This is a genomic window from Christiangramia sediminicola (assembly GCF_031344135.1).
GTDB lineage: Bacteria > Bacteroidota > Bacteroidia > Flavobacteriales > Flavobacteriaceae > Christiangramia > Christiangramia sediminicola.
This window is the reverse complement of record NZ_JAVJIU010000002.1, coordinates 265,397-284,075: the sequence shown is the minus strand read 5'-3', so window position 1 is coordinate 284,075 and position 18,679 is coordinate 265,397. Positions and strand designations below refer to the sequence as shown.

The 18,679-nt window shown below is 37.3% G+C and carries 10 protein-coding genes; 4 read left to right on the top strand and 6 right to left on the bottom strand.

Annotated features, from left to right (window positions below; genetic code table 11):
- Positions 1-10 precede the first annotated feature (10 nt).
- The 6 genes from RE431_RS05145 to RE431_RS05120 form a co-directional block, all read right to left on the bottom strand.
- A complete protein-coding gene (locus tag RE431_RS05145; protein ID WP_309560897.1) occupies positions 11-3,385 on the bottom strand; it encodes a VCBS repeat-containing protein in 3,375 nt (1,124 codons plus the stop codon).
- On the bottom strand, positions 3,378-6,587 hold the full coding sequence (locus RE431_RS05140) for a VCBS repeat-containing protein (protein ID WP_309560896.1): 3,210 nt from the start codon (positions 6,585-6,587) through the stop codon (positions 3,378-3,380). Before RE431_RS05140 ends, RE431_RS05145 begins: the two co-directional genes overlap by 8 nt.
- Positions 6,588-6,782: 195 nt before the next feature.
- Positions 6,783-8,318 carry a RagB/SusD family nutrient uptake outer membrane protein gene (locus RE431_RS05135; RefSeq protein WP_309560895.1) on the bottom strand — a complete coding sequence of 512 codons (1,536 nt, stop codon included), beginning with the start codon at positions 8,316-8,318 and terminating at the stop codon, positions 6,783-6,785.
- A 10-nt stretch (positions 8,319-8,328) separates the two neighbouring features.
- A complete protein-coding gene (locus tag RE431_RS05130; protein ID WP_309560894.1) occupies positions 8,329-11,421 on the bottom strand; it encodes a SusC/RagA family TonB-linked outer membrane protein in 3,093 nt (1,030 codons plus the stop codon).
- A 281-nt stretch (positions 11,422-11,702) separates the two neighbouring features.
- Positions 11,703-12,347, bottom strand: coding sequence for a gluconate 2-dehydrogenase subunit 3 family protein (locus RE431_RS05125; RefSeq protein WP_309560893.1), 645 nt, complete (start codon positions 12,345-12,347; stop codon positions 11,703-11,705).
- Positions 12,348-12,359: 12 nt separating this feature from the next.
- Positions 12,360-14,063 (bottom strand): GMC oxidoreductase, encoded by a 1,704-nt coding sequence (locus RE431_RS05120; RefSeq protein WP_309560892.1) that lies wholly within the window; start codon positions 14,061-14,063, stop codon positions 12,360-12,362.
- A 143-nt stretch (positions 14,064-14,206) separates the two neighbouring features.
- Here RE431_RS05120 and RE431_RS05115 point away from each other — a divergent pair, with 143 nt between their 5' ends.
- From RE431_RS05115 to RE431_RS05100, 4 genes are read left to right on the top strand one after another with little or no spacing between them, the layout of a single operon-like run.
- Positions 14,207-15,205, top strand: a complete 999-nt coding sequence (locus tag RE431_RS05115; protein ID WP_309560891.1) for a sugar phosphate isomerase/epimerase family protein — start codon at positions 14,207-14,209, stop codon at positions 15,203-15,205.
- 17 nt (positions 15,206-15,222) lie between these two features.
- Positions 15,223-16,458 carry a nucleoside permease gene (locus RE431_RS05110; protein WP_309560890.1) on the top strand — a complete coding sequence of 412 codons (1,236 nt, stop codon included), beginning with the start codon at positions 15,223-15,225 and terminating at the stop codon, positions 16,456-16,458.
- Positions 16,459-16,468: 10 nt separating this feature from the next.
- On the top strand, positions 16,469-17,605 hold the full coding sequence (locus RE431_RS05105) for a Gfo/Idh/MocA family protein (RefSeq protein ID WP_309560889.1): 1,137 nt from the start codon (positions 16,469-16,471) through the stop codon (positions 17,603-17,605).
- Positions 17,606-17,615: 10 nt separating this feature from the next.
- A complete protein-coding gene (locus tag RE431_RS05100; protein WP_309560888.1) occupies positions 17,616-18,668 on the top strand; it encodes a sugar phosphate isomerase/epimerase family protein in 1,053 nt (350 codons plus the stop codon).
- The last annotated feature ends 11 nt before the right edge of the window (positions 18,669-18,679 follow it).

Below are 18,679 nucleotides of genomic sequence, written 5' to 3'. Positions count from 1 at the left end.
TAAAAATCTACTATTGACTAACTACAAAAATTCGGGGTTTTTTATCGTTAATAGCCGCGATTAAAAATGTTTTACCATTTCTGTCTTTTATCGTTTTCAGGAATTTTACTTCGTCCCTGATGTTGAATCCAGTTCGGTCAAAATCCTGCCACTCAAAATTCATATTTCCATCTCCTAGCAAAACATTACCATAACCAGCATCAAGTCTTGAAAATTGTGGTTTGAACTCAAAATCATTACCACCCATGATCAGGTCGAGGTTACCGTCATTATTTACGTCTGTACATGAAATTCCGCAAACGCATGAAAACTGAACGCGTCCAGGTAATTTTTTGATCTCGAATGAGCCTTTACCATCGTTAATAGCAATAACTGTCTCTGAAATCGTTGCTTCCTTTACAATTGCATTTTCAATCTTATTCTTCGGAATCAATTCCTGAATAGTCTTTTTAGCATATTCAGAAGCTTTAAGATTCTCTTTTTTCAGGAACACTAATTGGGAGATCATTTCCTTTTTCATGTGCAATGGATAATCCTTCCCGTCGCGCTGAAGCGTAACCAGCTGCTCTATGGTACCATTATCATCATAATCGTTCACCCACATTTTTACAGGATTTTCTGCAGATGTTTTATAGGCAAGGTTACTTCCCTTATTTCCCAAAACGAGATCCATGTCTCCATCATTATCCAGGTCGGCAGCTTCTACGGTATTCCACCATCCGGTATATTTATCAAGATCATTTTTCAGAAGGCTCAATCTACGTCCTGAATTGAGATAAACATGTGGTGCGCCCCAATCTGAAACTGTGACCAGATCCTTTTTTCCATCACCATCTATATCTTCCCAGATCGCATCGGTGATCATACCGGCGTATTTCACATCATATGCGATACGTTCGGTAGAATTTACAAACTCACCATCTCCTTTATTTTCAAGGAACAAATGTTTAGGATCCAGCCCAAAATTAACGGCTACACTTCTTGATCCTATAAAAACATCCATATCTCCATCACTATCAAAGTCGTAGGAAGCTATTGTTGCAACATTCTGGTCTACCGCTGGAATCGTTTTCGTGGTTGGTTTGAAATTACCTTTTCCATCATTCAGATAAAGTCTAGGTTTATAATTCTGAGCATCTCCAACTTCATTTCCTCCGGAACCAACCATCAGGTCAAGATCTCCATCGCCATCGGCATCAAAGAATTCAGCAGCAGTATCTTCAAACATAAGGTCTGCATTCAATGCTGATTGATTCGATTTTCGAAGATTTCCATTACCACGGTTCAGGTAAATGCTTCCAGCCTGTTTTTTAGCACCGCCGATAAATACATCTTCATTCCCATCATTATTGATATCTCCAACTGCCATTGCCGGTCCTTCCTGACTCAATTTTTTATAGATCATTCCTTCATAGTCAAAATCTGTATATGCATTTTCAGAATGCTGCTCGAAGCTATCGTTAGAACGCTCAGTAAGCAGAGTTTTAACCTCAGGGGTTTTCGGAACTTGGTACTGACCATTTGCATCCGAATGATTTAAGGTAAGTGTTTGGTTTACCCCTATATTCTCTAGTTTCTGAGTTGCATTATCTGGCCAGATCACTCGAAGCGAATCAATTCTATCTTCTTTACCCAGACCAATATTTAAAACATAATCCATGGAAGACTGAAATCCTCTGGAAGGATTTTCATCCTGAAGTATCACTTTATCGCCAATAAAAAGCCTGACGATCGTTCCAATAGCGAATTTGTTCTTTTCACTACCATTAAGTTTTACGCGTAGATAGTTATGATCCTTTTTCTTTTCAGAATTGTTTCTGTAAACAAAAGAATTCATGTTCACATTATTTACAACCAGATCAAGATCTCCATCATTATCAAGATCTCCATAGGCACAACCATTAGAAAGACTTGGCACCCCTAAGCCCCATTCTTCGGCCTTGTCACTGAATTTAAGATCTCCCTGATTCTGAAAAGCATAATTAGGAAGTGGTGTTACCGGCATTTTATTAATGATCGAGTCGATAGCCTCCTTCTTCCCGGTAAGGGCCATTTTCTGGATAATCTCATTAGCAAAGAATTCAACAAAATCAAGGTCTGTAAGATCATGATTGATCCCATTGGTTACAAAAATGTCCCGATTTCCATCATTATCCATATCGAAAATAAGACCAGCCCAACTCCAGTCTGTACTTTCTACTCCGCTAAAATGTGCGATCTCAGAAAATGTATTATTACCATTATTCAGCTGAAGGGTATTATGAATATATTGCTGATAGAAATCCTTGCTCTGCTTAAGTTTAAAAACATTATAACCTTCAAACTCCATAACAGATTTAACCCGTTCCTCGGTATCGGGAAGCATATCGGTAATAAAGATATCCGCAAAACCATCATTATTGATATCTGCCATATCTACACCCATTGCAGATAAACATAAATGTTGTGTCCAGTTCTCTATTTCTTCAGTAAATGTCCCATCCTGATTATTGATATACAGGTAATCCCTTTCATAAAAATCATTGGATACATAAATATCAGGATACAGGTCGTTATTAAAATCGTTGACCATTACACCAAGTCCAAAACCTATCAAACTTCCAAAAATACCCGCGTCTTCACTAACATCAGTGAATTTACCATCATCGTTTCGCAACAACATATCTCCCACTCCTCTAAAGATCTCAGGAACACCTTCCCAATCCTGTGCTCTCACATTACGCTGTTCGGCAAATCCAAGACTGCTAACCGGTATATTGGAATTATTCAGAATATATGCGTCCAGATCTCCGTCCTTGTCGTAATCAAAGAATGAAGCATGTGTACTGAATCCGGTTTCAGCAAGATTATATTCTTTTGCTTTTTCGGTAAAGGTAAGATCCCCATTATTGATAAAAAGATCGTTGTCATGGTTGTTTCCTTCCATGTTCCCGGCATTACTCACATATATATCGAGTAATCCATCCTGGTTGATATCTACCATATTCACACCGGTAGACCAGGGCTTATTCCCTTCAACGCCTGCAGATTTGCTAATATCTTCGAACTGAAAATTACCCTTATTCAGGTACAATTTATTCGGCTTCTTATTCGCCGTTAAATATATATCCGGAAGTCCGTCATTATTGATATCTCCAATGGCAACTCCACCTCCGTTATAAAAGTTTCGGTATTTGAAAATATTGAAATCAGGTTCGTTCTTTACCTCATTAATGAAATCTATTCCTGTTTCCTCAGGAAGCATTTCAGTAAAAAGCGTATTCTCTTTTCTAACATTATCTGCATCTACATTTTCCTGTTCTTTTTTATCATCAGAATTACAAGATGCGAAAAATACCAAACTAAATATTCCTAAAACCTTAAAGATCTTTCCGGTTCTATTCATGCGATTCATTATTAATTTTTAAAACTATTGGGCTATCACCATTTCTGGTAATAATCATGTGTTCAACTCCGTCTATGCAAAGCTTTTCTATATCTCTTGAAGCCCCGGGAATGTCTGGCAAGGCTTTAGAGACCTCAAAATTTCCATTCCCATCATTAACTAGTAAAACACCGTGAGATGCGTCTAATCTACCTAATTGGGTGCTAATTTCATAGTTATTTCCAACTAAAAGAACATCCTGAAAACCATCATTATTGAAATCTAATTTCTGAAGGCTAAATACCTGAGATGCCTGAACTTCAAAAGGAAGTAAATGTTTTATAAAATTACCATTACCGGTATTTTCAAAATAACAGGAAGCGAGTTCAGAAACCTGTTTTTTAACGGAATTCTGAATCTTGTCTTCTGGAAAAATCTCTTCAAAATCGGCCCTAGCAAATTCCTCATAAGTTGTGAATTTCTTTTTCAGAAAAGGTAATTGCTGATCTAATTCATCTTTTGAAGCAAATAAAGTTTCCCTGCCTTTATAATTGTAAGTAAGAATAGGCTCGGAAGTTCCATTATCATCAAAATCATTAATATAAATGTTGGCAGGTGATTCTGAAGATGCACTTAGTCGGCTATTCAAGCCCCAGTTGGCAGCCATAAGATCAAGGTCTCCGTCATTATCAAAATCATCTATAACCACATCATTCCACCAGCCTTTTTCAGTACTTAAATTAGAATTCAATAACTCTAGGGATTTACCAGCTTTATTTAGAAAGATCTGGGGTGCAGACCAGTGACCAGCAACAATCAAATCTTCGTATCCATCAGCATCAAAGTCCTCCCAGGCCACATTTTGAATTATTCCGATTAATTCAGGAATATATTCCTCAGAAATATCTACAAATATACCATCGTCGTTTCTAAAAAAATGATGATTTGAGGACATACCGAATTCTCCTGATTTGATCGTAGACGTAATAAGAATATCCAGATCTCCATCCAGATCTATATCTGAACCGGTTACGCTGGATGCATTCAATTCTATATCCTGAAAATTATTCTTATCAAGGCTAAATCCGGCATCAGAATTCAGGTATAGTCTAGGTCTTAAAGCCTGCCCCGATTTAAATTCATTTCCGCCACTTACAACCAGCATATCCATAAGACCGTCGCCGTTAGCATCAAATATAAATTGGTCTGTATCTTCAGAAATTGCCTGTTCTTCAAATAGATCTACTTTTTGAGTTTTAAAAGAGCCATCCTTTTGCTGATATTGAATTTGCAACGCCTGAGTTTTTCCTCCGCCAAAAATCACATCATCCAATCCATCATTATCCATATCGGCAACTGTTACCTTCGGGCTCAAATTAGAATAAGCAAATGGACTAAGCAATTGCCTATTAAAATCCAGAGAACTTTGCTCTGTATGGGTATAGGAGAAAATTGAATCTAACTTTTCAAATCGATTGAAATCTTTTATTGAATCAGCTTTAACAGATTTCGATTTATTATAACTAATCTTAATTTTCTGATTTGATTTGACGTCTAACTGCTTCGATTCCTTCCCATCATACCAAATCACCTTTACTGAATCGATTAATACATTATCACCCAAACCAAAATGTAGTCCGGAAGCTACTGAGGAAAGATATCCCCTGCTCAAATAATGCTCCTGCGTCTGTTTGTCATTTTTACTATAAACTTCAACTCTCGATCCAATTCCAAGAATATTATTTTCAGGTCCCTGTAATTCGATATCCAGATAATTCGTATTTTCTGAATTTGAATTATTTCTAAGGATAAACGCCGGTTCATCGGTGTTGTTAGTTACCAGGTCAAGATCACCATCATTGTCAAGATCTGCATATACACTTCCATGGCTGAAAGATGTTTCCGCAGGTAGCCAGGAATCAGAAAAATCATCAAAAGTTTTATCACCCGTATTCTTAAAGATATAATTCTGTACTTTCTTTTCTGGCAATTGCCTGGTGAGAGTCGCCAGATCTACTTTTCCACCTTTGCTCAATTGCTTCTGGATCTCATCTGTAGAAATATATTTGATATAATCCATATTATTGGTTGCTCCTTTTATGCCATTGGTAATAAAGAGGTCTTTAAAACCATCATTATCAAGGTCTGCAAAAAGAGGACTCCAGGACCATTCTGTAGCAGCAATGCCACTTAAAAATGCGGTTTCGGAAAAATTTAGATCACCTCTGTTTATGTGCAGCGTATTTTGCATATACTGCGGAGCAAAGCCATTTCGTAAATAATTTGAATAGGTTTGAAATGGATATTCAAGTCCAGAAGTTTTATAAGTTTCCAGGTCTTCCGGAAGCATGTCCAGAGAAACGATATCCAGGAAACCATCATTATTAATATCAGCGATCTCATTTCCCATCGAGTAATGTGAAGTATGACCCAGATTCTGAGAACTCTGAGAGTTCAATTCCTTAAAAGTTCCATCCTTCTGGTTGATATAGATGTAATCATTTTCAAAAAAATCGTTCCCAACATAAATATCCGGAAACGAGTCGTTATTTAAATCGCCGATTGAAACTCCAAGTCCGTAGCCGGTAATACCCTGAAATATTCTTGACTCCTTAGATACATCTACATATTTTCCGTTATCATTTTTAAATAATCTGTCACCGGAAGCAGGATCGAATGTTTTCCTTTTTGCTCCACTTCCATAATTTTTATTTGGATGAGTAGAGTGATTCAGTAAATACATATCAAGATCTCCATCATCATCATAATCTAAAAAAGCAGACTGTGTGGAGAATCCTGAAAAATCAAGTCCGTATTCCTTTGAGCGCTCCTCGAATCTAGGATTTCCCTGCTCATCATTTCCAAGATTGACAAAAAGCAGATTATGTCCTGTTAAGTCATTAGTTCCAGAAACCTTACAGATATAAATATCCATACGACCATCGTTATTAATATCTACATTGCTAATTCCGGTAGACCAGCCATCTGAATTATTAATCCCTGAACTATCTGTAATATCTGTAAATTGAAAATCGGATTGATTTATATATAATTTATCGGACTCCCTGTTGGAAATGAAGTAAAGATCTACCCAACCATCACCGTTATAATCTGCCGCGGCTACTCCCGCACCATTGTAATAATATAAATAGGTTAGAATATTAAATTTTGGATCCTGCTTTAGATTATTACTAAAATCAATTCCTGTTTTTGAAGAATCCATTTTTTGAAACAGCGAACTCTCCTTTTCACAACCTGAAATGCAGAAAATTATAAGTAGATAAGATATTAGCCGGGTGGCTGTTTTCATATTGTATTCCCTTGTGGCGCTAACCGGAAAGATAAAAAATATTAACAAACCTATAACAAAAAAAGAGGGCTAAAAATTAGCCCTCTTTTTCAAACAAATTTTAAATAATTAATATCCCTCGTTCTGTGTAAGATTAGGGTTAGAAATAATTGCCGATGATGGGATTGGAAAAAGAACTCTGAAGTTCTCTGTGTTATCCTTGAATCCCCAGGTATCTGAGAAAGTACCGAACCTAATTAGGTCGTTTCTTCTCCAATACTCTCCATAAAGTTCTCGTCCTCTTTCAGCAAGAAGATCTTCTTCGGTAACACTTGATAAAGGAGAAGCTTTTCTTAATGCTCTAAGCTCATTTACCATTCCTGTTGCGTCGTCTCCCATTCTCATCATTGCTTCAGCTTTCATCAAATAAGCATCAGAGAATCTGAATACAATTTTGTGGTTGGCAAAAGAACCATTTGTTGGGTGATACTTAATAACTCTAATTCCTGTGTCTTCACCATTACCAACTAAACCAGGTAGATTCTTAGAGAACATAAGATCTGTATTCTGTCTAGTCTTAAGTTTTGAACCATCATCATCATATTGCTGACCTACTAGGAATCCATATCCAATTCCAAAATTCACATCATTGGCTGTAGTTTCATCAGGAACAAATCCACGTCTTTCTTCCTGGCCATCTCCAACAAAGTTGGTATTTGGATCCCCTTCAAAAGAATCATAGAATTCAGCAAGTGTGGTGAAACCATTCCAGCCACCTCCTGTATTATCCGGAGCATTCTGGTTATAGTGTAAACCATGCCAAATTACGTTACCAACACTTGAAGTAGTGAAGAAAATAGTTTCATTATCTAAAGCTGGCGCGAAAATATCAAAATATCCTTCTACCAAACCAAATCCTTTGTCTTCCAAAGCATTAACGTTATCTATCACCAATTGCATGTCTGCACTACTAGGAGATTCAGATCCATAATAAATATGCTTATTCAGGTAAAGTTTTGCTAATAAATGATTAGCCGCTGCCTGTGATGCAAAATTCAACTCTGAGTCACCAGGTGAAGGATTAGGTAGATCACTCAATGCAGTTAATAGATCATTTTCTATAAAATCAAAAGCTTCCTGTCTACTTAATACTCTCGGATCAATATCAATACCTTCGTCTACTTCTCTAAATGGTACCTGACCGTATAAATCCATTACCCAGAACATACTTAATGCTCTTAGAAATCTTGCTTCAGCTTCCTGAGATGGTGATGCTTGACTTCTAGAATCAATAATTTCTGTAGTATTAAATACATTCTGATTCTGCTCATTCCAAGTATCTCTAACGTGTGGATGAATCGCAGACCATGTATGCTGGTGAAGCGTTCTCCATAATCCATTGTCACCCCAGTCAGTTCCTCGTGTTGGTACAACGAATTCATCTGAACTTACTTCGTTTAAAGCATAAAGGTTGGCCTGGTTTTCCATTTGTCCACGAACACTATTGTAGACAGAGGTTAATGCTCCCTCAACATCCGCCACTCCAGTAAACTCACCAGTTTGATTGGCAATTCTGGAATCGGTTTCTTCAATATCCAAATCTGTACACGCTCCAAGGGAAAGTGCAAGACCTAATAGGATTATATTAAATCTATTATTTTTCATTTTCATTTTTTTAAAATTTTGCATTTATACCGAAAGTATAAGTTCTTGGTCTAGGATAAGCCGTATTATCAATACCGGCAGTTGGAATCCCATTAAGAGCAGTAGAAGTACTAACTTCAGGATCTAAACCGCTATAATCTGTAAATAATAACAGGTTCTGACCATTTACATACAGTCTTAAGTTATCCAAAAATGAATTTTCACCAAGATCAAAAGTATAACCAAGACTAGCGTTCTGCAATCTTAAGAAATCACCTTTTTCAAGGAATCTAGTTGAAACATCTGGTGCATTCAATCTTGATTCACCACTAGTAAGAACGTCCTCAGTTACATTTCTACCAGTATTCAAGTTACCAGCAGTAAACAAGGCGTTAGCAGTGTTATTGTAAACATAGAATCCGTACTGTCCTGCAAAGAATAAAGAAGCATCAAAGTTTCCGAATTCTGCTCTGGTACTAATACCTATGTTGGTAGTAGGCAATGCGCTTTTATCAACAAATTCCTGAGCATCACCGTTTGGATAGATAGAAATTCCATCAGCATCGTATCCAGCGAATTCTCTCAGGTAATAAGAATATAAAGGTCTTCCACCAACTAAAAGTTGAGCGAAAGCTCCTGTTAGACCCTGACCAGAGATTTGCGCACTTTCAATCTGTCCATCAAAATCCTGAAGTTCATTATCATTGTATGCTATATTGAATCCAAAATTCCAGAAGAAATTATCGTTATCGATAATATCATAATCTATCGCGAATTCAACACCCTGGTTTATCAAATTCCCATCAATGTTTGTAAATGAAGTAGATGCTGGACTAGGCTGTGCGTTCTGAGTTAACAAAAGAAGATCTTCGGTGTTTTTTCGATATACATCAAAACTACCGGATAATCTATCATTCATAAATCCGAAATCAAAACCTAAGTTAGCTTGGGAAGTAGATTCCCATTGTAAACCTGGCTCTGGGAAACCTGCTCTAGCAGTACCACCACCATTTACATTACCACCGTTGTCAATCCCGTAACCATTAGCGATTGTACGAATAGTAAAGTTACCGTAACCAAGACCGTCCTGGTTACCAGTGATACCATAACTCAATCTAAGCTTTAGTGTAGAGAAAGCATCAGGCATAAAATCTTCCTGATCAATTTTCCATGCAAAAGCTCCCGACGGGAAATATCCATATTCATTCTCAGGTCCAAATTTAGAAGAACCATCAGCTCTCATCGTGAACGTAAATAAATACTTATCTAATAGCGAGTAATTCAATCTTGTAAAGAAAGATTGTAATTCATCATAATTATCATAGAATCCACCAACTATTGCAGTAGAATTGATGTTAGGAGCTGTAAAAGCTATGTTATTTTGGATGTCTGGAAAAAGACCAGTGTAATTTGAAGAGTTTAATCCAACTCCAAAAGTTTGATAATTACTTCCAGATAAACTGTTTCTAACAGCATTGAAATCACCTCTGAAAGTGTTGATAATATCTCCAGTATTTCCAGAGCTAAATCCAAAACCAGAACCATAAGTACCCTGTCTGTCGAATTTCTGATAAGAGTAACCAGCTAATGCAGTAAAAGTTGAGTTTTCAAATTCTTTATTATAATTAAGTACAAACTCTAATAATGTATTCGTAGCTTCAAGATCATCTAAAGCACTTCTACCATTTCCTGGAACACCATTACTTAAACCTACGATATCTCTAGAAAATGCAATATTTCTTTCTGAATTAGAATTGTCATAACCAAAAGTAACTTTAGCATTTAAACTATCGAAAATATCATAATCTGCTGAAACGTTTAAAAGAATTCTATCAGTCTCAGTTACATCTTCAGTATAGTAAAGCAATTGCAAAGGATTTAAATTTCCTCCTCCCGGATCAAATGCTACATCATTAGGATACGTAGGATTCGTATAATAAGTCGCAGCAAGTAAGTCTCCAGATGCTCCCGGAGTATTACCAATTGCAGCAGCATTATCTTCAACTACAGAATATGTTGCCTGTAAACTTAAATTTAATCTATCATCAAGAAATCTCTGGTTAGCATTAAGTCTACCTGTAATTCTCTCAAGTCCTGATTCTTCAATAATACCTTCAATATCGTTATAGCCTAAAGAAAGTCTAACGTTTCCAGTACTATAATTATTCATATAAGATACATTGTGATTTTGAGAAAATGCTGTTCTAAAAATAGCATCCTGAAAATCTGTATCAGATCCAAAATCTGCGTCTGCGGCGTTACCACCTAAATCTTCAATACCTTGAAGAAATCCTTCTCTATCTAATAAATCATAAGTATTTGCCGGTTCAGCAAAACTTACAGACCCATCATAAGTAAAAGAACCTCCCTGGGCACCTCTACCTGATTTAGTCTGAATAATTACAACTCCATTAGCACCTCTGGAACCATAAATAGCAGTTGCAGAAGCATCTTTAAGGATACTTATACTTTCTATATCACTTGGGTTCAAGAAATTTAAAGGGTTTTTAGATGAACCTCCACTTACTCCTAAATCTGGAGCTCCAGCGGCAGTTGCATCTCCAGCAAGCGGCACACCATCTACAACAAACAGAGGGTTGTTATTTGAACGTACAGAAGTTGTACCTCGAATTCTTAGCGCTACTCCACCTCCAGGCTCACCACTTGATTGTGTGATCTGAACACCGGCAGTTTTACCTTGAATAAGTTCTTCAGGTGATGCAATATTACCTTTGTTAAATTCTTCAGCGGTAACAGCAGATACTGATCCGGTCGCATCCCTAACGGTTGTGGTACCATAACCGATCAATACTACCTCATCAAGTTCGGCAGCATCAGTCTCCAGATTAATATCTATAGTAGATCTACCATTAACCTGAACTTCCTGGGTCACGTAACCTACGAAGCTAAACATCAGTGTAGCATCTTCAGGAACATTGTTTATGGTATAATTACCATCAAAATCTGTAGTGGTACCCGTCGAAGTTCCCTTGATGGAAACAGTTGCACCGGGCAGCGGACCACTCTCATCTGTCACTGTTCCGGATACAGTTTGCGCTTTTGCCATACCGAAGGTTATAAGGGCTCCGATAAACAAAAGGCTCCTGAAAATCATTTTTCTCATAAGATAAAGTTTTAGTTGGAATCACTCAGACCACGCTGAGCAGGCTAAATTTAGATAAATATTTGTTAATAAAACAAATCAGTTTTTAATAATCTGATTATTTCAAACGTTTGAGAAAAAAATATCCTCAATTATTCGAAAAATAATTACAGATTCTTTAGAAACATTGATAATGACACAATTTATGAGGCATTAATTAGGTTTTATTGAAAATTCAATAAAATCATAAATTTTACTCACAATTGTTGATAAGTGCCTAAAATACTGCGAAATGCAATATTTTAGAGTGACATCGCTTTCCCATTACCAAGTTCAGAAACAGGTCCGCATGGGATATACTGCCCCGGAACCGGATCATACCATAATACATTCTCCCCTACTTCTTCACTATTTTTCCATGCCCAAATTGCCATTCCTCTAACTGCAGTTAAATATGCAAATGCTCCTGCATCTGCATCCATCTGCACTTCAGTTTCCTGTTCCTGAGCATCCTGGGTTTCAGTATTACGTTTGGCGTATTTCTCTTTTTCAGCCGGAGTGGCTTTCAAATACTTCTTAATGATATTCTCAAAGTCTTCCTGTTTCCCTTCCTCCTGCTCTTTATCGTATTCAGCTTTAAAAGCTCTGGAAAATGCTCCTGCCGATCTCTCGAATTGACTGCTCTGCTCCTTTTGAGCCACCTCATTCATATATGAATCAATGAATTGTGCTATGTTTAGATCTGAAGCTCCCGGAGTATCGGTCGCGGGTAAAATAACATCCAGTATTTTTTGCAAGGCAAAACCATGCGATGCAGATAAGAATGTTGGTTGCCAGTCATATTCAGGCTCATTCTTACAACTTTGTAATAAACTTAGAGTGGATGGACCAACAATGAATACTCCTGCTCCTAATCCTATAGTTTTTAAGACTTGTCTCCTTTTCATGATACTGATATTTTAGGCATTTGACTTTTTGAAATTCTTCGATGCGTGATCTGCAGCTCTCGCTGTCATGGCCATGTAAGTTAATGATGGATTCTGGCATCCGGCAGATGTCATAAACGCTCCATCGGTCACATAAACATTGGAAGCTCCGTGAACCTGGTTATTTCCATTAAGTACAGAAGTTTTAGGGTCGCGTCCCATTCTTGCCATTCCCATTTCATGAATCCCTAATCCCGGTGCTCCAATATCATCATATCCATTCACATCTTTAAATCCTGCTTTTTCAAGCATGTCTACAGCTTGTGAGATCATATCTTTACGCATCTTCAATTCGTTTTCCTTGAATTCAGCATCAAAGGTTACTGTTGGAAGATCCCATTCATCTAGCTTATTATAATCAAGAGTCATCTTATTTTCATGATATGGCAAAGTTTCTCCAAATCCCATAAGACCCATTGTCCATCCACCTGGTTCTGAAACTGCTTTTTTCAGTTCAGCTCCATAGGCTGCTTCGGCAATGCTATCAGACCAGTTATCTCTACTTGCTCCACCCTGGTATCCATAACCACGTAAGAAACCTAGATCTTTATCACTATCGTTTAAGTTTCTGAATCTTGGAAGGTAGATCCCATTAGGCTTTCTTCCTTTATAATATGAATCTTTAAATCCGTCATATTTTCCTGACGCACCAGCTTTAAAGTGGTGATCCATTACATTATGACCTAATTCTCCGGAATCGTTCCCCATTCCATCAGGGAATCGGTCAGATTTAGATTGCATCAAAATACTTGTAGAAGCAACAGCAGAAGCACAAAGGAAAATCACGTTTGCCTTGAATTCCATTGTTTCCTTTGTATTGGCATCAATCACCTTAACTCCGGTAGCTTGTTTTGTATCTGGATCGTAAATCACTTCACTTACTACCGAATTTGGTCTAAGCGTCATATTACCTGTTCTTTCTGCAGCAGGTAAAGTTGATGAGTTACTACTAAAGTATCCTCCGTAAGGACAACCTCTTATACAACGATTTCTAAATTGGCATTTAGATCTTCCTTCAAACTTTTTATCTCCGGTAATATGAGCAACACGGCCGGAAGTCATTACTCTCCCGTCAAATTTTTCGGCGATGCTTTCTCTAAAATAGTCTTCAACACAGTTAAGATCCATTGGAGGTAAAAATTGCCCATCTGGTAACTGACTTAATCCTAATTTTTCTCCGCATACACCTATATAAGACTCTACTTTATCATACCAGGGTGCGATATCTTTATATCTAATAGGCCAGTCTACTCCATGACCATCCTTTTTGTTCGCTTCAAAATCAAGATCACTTAATCTATAACTATGTCTCCCCCACATAATAGATCTACCACCTACGTGATAACCACGCATCCAGTCAAATCTTTTCGTTTCATTATAGGGGTGTTTAACATCATCTACGAACCAGTGTTTACTCGGTTCAGAAACAGTATAGCCGGTTCTGGCTTGCTTTAATTGTCTTTTTTTATCTTCTTTGGTAACCTGACCTTTGAACTTATAATCCCATGGATCATCGTTCATCGTAGGATAGTCTTTAACATGTTCAACCATTCTACCTCTTTCCAGTACCAGTGTTTTAAAACCTTTTTCGCAAAGTTCTTTTGCAGCCCAACCACCGCTAATACCTGTTCCCACAACTATAGCGTCATAATTGTCATTTTGATAATAATTGCTCACAATTCCTTATTTTATTGATGAAATAATAGCTCGAAGTCTACCAAATATATAAATTTCAGAGGATAATTTTACATCTTTAAAAAAAAGGCTACATTTATTTTTCATTTTTTCAAGGATTCCAATTAAAATTTAACCTATTCACAATGAATTTAAAATCACTGAAGGTATTATCCTTCCTTTTCCTTACTACGTTTTCTTTATCATTGACTTCCTGCAAGCAAAACGCCGATAAGAAAGCTGAAGTAGCTCAGGAAGAAAACATTGAAACTTCCTCAGATTCTTTATTTTTCAAACTATCCTTAGCCGAATGGTCTTTACACAAGACTATTGGAGAAGGTGATTTAGACCCTATGAATTTTGCCCAGAAAGCAAGTGAAATGGGATTTGATGGTATTGAATATGTAACCGGATTTTATGCAGCACGTATCAATGAAGCTGAAGATCCAGAAGCTGAAATGAAGAATATCCTCGATACTCTAAAAATGAATAGTGAAAAATATGATGTTGAAAATTTATTACTGATGATAGACGGGGAAGGTGACCTTGCAGTCAACGATTCAGTTGCCAGAAATAAGGCTGTTGATAATCATAAAAAATGGGTTGATGCGGCTGAATTCTTAGGATGCCACTCTATTCGTGTAAATCTTTTTGGAAGTGACGACGCTGAAGAATGGAAGAAAAATTCTATAGATGCACTTGGAAAACTTTCTGAATATGCGCAAACTAAAGGAGTAAATGTGCTCGTAGAGAATCATGGCTATCTTTCTTCAGATGCAGATCTTCTGGTTGAAGTAATGAAGGGTGTGAATATGGAAAATTGCGGAACGCTTCCTGATTTTGGTAATTTCTGCCTGAAAAGAAAAGATGGCGCCAGGTGGAATGCTGAATGTGTAGAGGAATACCCAAGATATGAAGGTGTTGAGAAAATGATGCCTTACGCCAAGGCAGTAAGTGCAAAATCATATAATTTTAATGATGAGGGTGATGAAGACCTTATCGATTATAAGAAAATGCTGCAGATTGTAAAGGATGCCGGTTATGATGGATATATTGGTATCGAGTATGAAGGTGAGGATCTTTCTCCTGAAGAAGGTATCATGGCTACTAAGGATTTATTGATCAAAGCCGGAAGCGAATTATAAAAACCAATATTTAAACCATGAATAAACTTATACGATTTCAACTTTCCCTGATGATGTTTCTGGAATTCTTCATTTGGGGCGGTTGGTTTGTAACGCTTGGAACATACTTAGGATATAATCTTGAAGCTACAGATGTTCAAATTTCAACAGCATTTTCAACACAATCCTGGGGAGCCATCATAGCGCCATTTATTGTAGGTATGATCGCTGATCGCTTTTTTAATGCGGAAAGAATATTGGGAATACTTCATTTAGTTGGAGCAGTTTTAATGTATTTAATGTATCAAAGTGTTGAATTCGCTGAATTCTACCCGTTAGTGCTTGGTTATATGATCGCCTATATGCCAACTCTTGCTTTGGTAAATTCAGTTAGTTTTAATCAAATGAAGGATCCTGCAAAAGAGTTTTCTTATATCAGGGTATTTGGAACGATTGGATGGATCGTGGCCGGACTGGTAATTAGTTGGTTAAGCTGGGATGGGGCTCAGGGCCGTGAAGAAGGTTTACTGAAGTACACTTTCCTAATGGTTGCGATCGCTTCAGCATTTTTAGGATTATTCAGTTTTACACTTCCTAAAACACCTCCAACTGCCGATAGATCTAAAAAAGTTAGTATTACCGAAACTTTAGGCCTGGATGCTCTTAGTTTATTAAAAGACAAGAACTTTTTAATGTTCTTTCTTGCTTCGGTATTAATATGTATTCCGCTGGCATTTTATTACCAGAATACAAACCCTTTTCTTTCTGAAGTTGGTGTAGATAATCCAACCGGATTAATGACCATAGGTCAGGCTTCTGAAGTGTTATTCATGCTTCTCCTGCCCTTCTTCTTTAAGCGATTCGGATTTAAATTAACCATAATCGCCGGGATGGTAGCCTGGACGCTTAGATATTTGCTTTTTGCTTATGGAGATTCAGGTGAATTGATTTTCATGCTGATCACAGGAATTGCGCTCCATGGAATTTGCTATGATTTCTTCTTTGTTTCAGGACAGATCTATACTGATTTTAAGGCAGGTTCAAAATATAAAAGTTCAGCTCAGGGACTAATAACACTTGCGACCTATGGCGTTGGTATGCTAATAGGTTTTTATGTAGCTGGACTAATTACTAATGCATATTTAACTGGAGAGAAAATGCACGACTGGGAAACCATTTGGATCTACCCGGCAGGATTTGCATTTTTAGTAATGCTCCTTTTCGCATTATTCTTTAGAAACGAGAAGATCGATAAAAAAGATATAGAAATATAAATTACAATTTATGAGTAAAATAAGACTCGGAATTTTAGGTGGTGGTGAAGATTCTTTGATAGGGATCCTGCATAGGGTTGCCGCAAATATGTTTGACCAATTCGAAATTGTTGGAGGAGTATTTGACATTCAACATGAGAAAAGCTTGAAATTCGGAGAGAAACTTCAACTGGATAGCTCCAGGATTTATAAGAATCTGGACGAGTTCGTTGAACAGGAGTCTAAGCTACCTGAAGATAAAAAGATTCAGGCGGTTTCAGTATTAACACCGAATTTTCTTCATTTTCCAATGGCAAAGCAACTTCTGGAAAATGGATTTAATGTGATCTGTGAAAAGCCGCTCACTACAACTTACGAAGAAGCCAAGATCCTAAGTGAAACTCAGCAAAAGGCGAACACTATTTTCGCTGTTACTTATACATACACGGGTTACCCGATGATAAGACAGATGAAAACCATGATCGCAAATGGTGAGATTGGGAAAATACAGAAAGTTGATGTGCAATATTATCAGGGATGGATAAATCCGTTAATTCATGATAAGGAAAAGAGGTCTGCTACCTGGAGACTGGATCCGGAAAAATCAGGGATCAGCTGCTGTATTGGAGATATAGGAACACATGCTTATAATATGGCAGAATATGTTACCGGGATGCAGGTAGATAAGGTACTTGCTGATCTAAATTACCTGTACGAGGATAATCCCATGGATATTGACGGAACCGTATTATTAAGATTTAAGGATAATATAAAAGGTGTGCTAAGAGCTAGCCAGATCGCAACCGGGGAAGAAAACAATTTCACCGTACAGATCTATGGTGATAAAGGTGGTTTGAAATGGGAACAGGAAAACCCAAATTATCTTTATTTATTAAAAGAAGGTATGGCATTACAGGTTCTAAAACCGGGACATGAGTACAATAGTGAATTCGCTCTTGAAGGAACAAAATTACCACCCGGACATCCTGAAGGTATTTTTGATTCCATGGGTAACATTTACTATGGTGTTGCCATGGCCATAAAAGACAAAACAAAACATGAAGGAGCTTACCCAAAATTGAATGATGGACTTCGCGGAATGAATTTTATTGAAAAAACCGTTGATTCTCATAAAAAGGGTAATGTTTGGACTAATCTAGAAGAATAAAAATTATAAAATGAAAACTATCAAAGGACCGGCTGTATTTTTAGCCCAGTTCATGGATGATAAAGAACCGTTCAATTCTTTAGACGGTTTATGTAAATGGGCTTCTGGCCTGGGCTATAAAGGTATTCAAATACCAACCTGGGAAACCAGGCTTATAGACCTGGAAAAGGCAGCGAACAGCAAGACTTATTGCGATGAGTTAAAAGGAAAAGTGGAATCATATGGTTTGGAGATCACTGAGCTTAGTTCTCATCTTCAAGGCCAATTAGTGGCTGTACATCCTGCTTACGATATCATGTTCGATAACTTCGCGCCAGATGATTATAAGAATGATCCGAAAAAGCGAACTGAATGGGCTATTAACCAGCTAAAATTCGCAGCAAAAGCAAGTAGAAATTTAGGGATCGATGTGCATGGAACTTTTAGCGGATCTTTTTTATGGCATACCGCTCACCCATGGCCACAAAGACCTGACGGACTTGTAGAATTAGGATTTAGCGAACTTGCAAAAAGATGGATGCCAATTCTGAACGAATTTGATGAACAGGGCGTAGATGTATGTTATGAAATTCATCCAGGTGAAGATCTTCACGACGGAGTTACATTTGAGCGCTTTCTGGAAGCTACCAACAATCATAAAAGAGTGAATATCCTTTATGACCCAAGTCATTTTGTGCTGCAACAACTAGATTATATTGAGTACATAGATCATTATCACGATTACATTAAAATGTTTCATGTAAAGGATGCTGAATTCAATCCTACAGGAAAAAAGGGAATGTTTGGTGGTTATGGCGATTGGAAAGACAGGGCTGGAAGATATCGCCATCCGGGAGACGGGCAGGTTGATTTCAAAACAGTCTTTTCAAAATTAACTGAATACGGTTGTGATGTATGGGCTGTTCTGGAATGGGAGTGTTGTATAAAATCTCCAGACCAGGGAGCTAAAGAAGGTGCACCATTCATAGCCAGCAATATCATTGAAGCAACGCAAAAACGATTCGATGATTTCTCAGGATCTGAAATTGACGAAAATAAATTAAAAGGAATATTAGGAATTTAAAATAACCAACA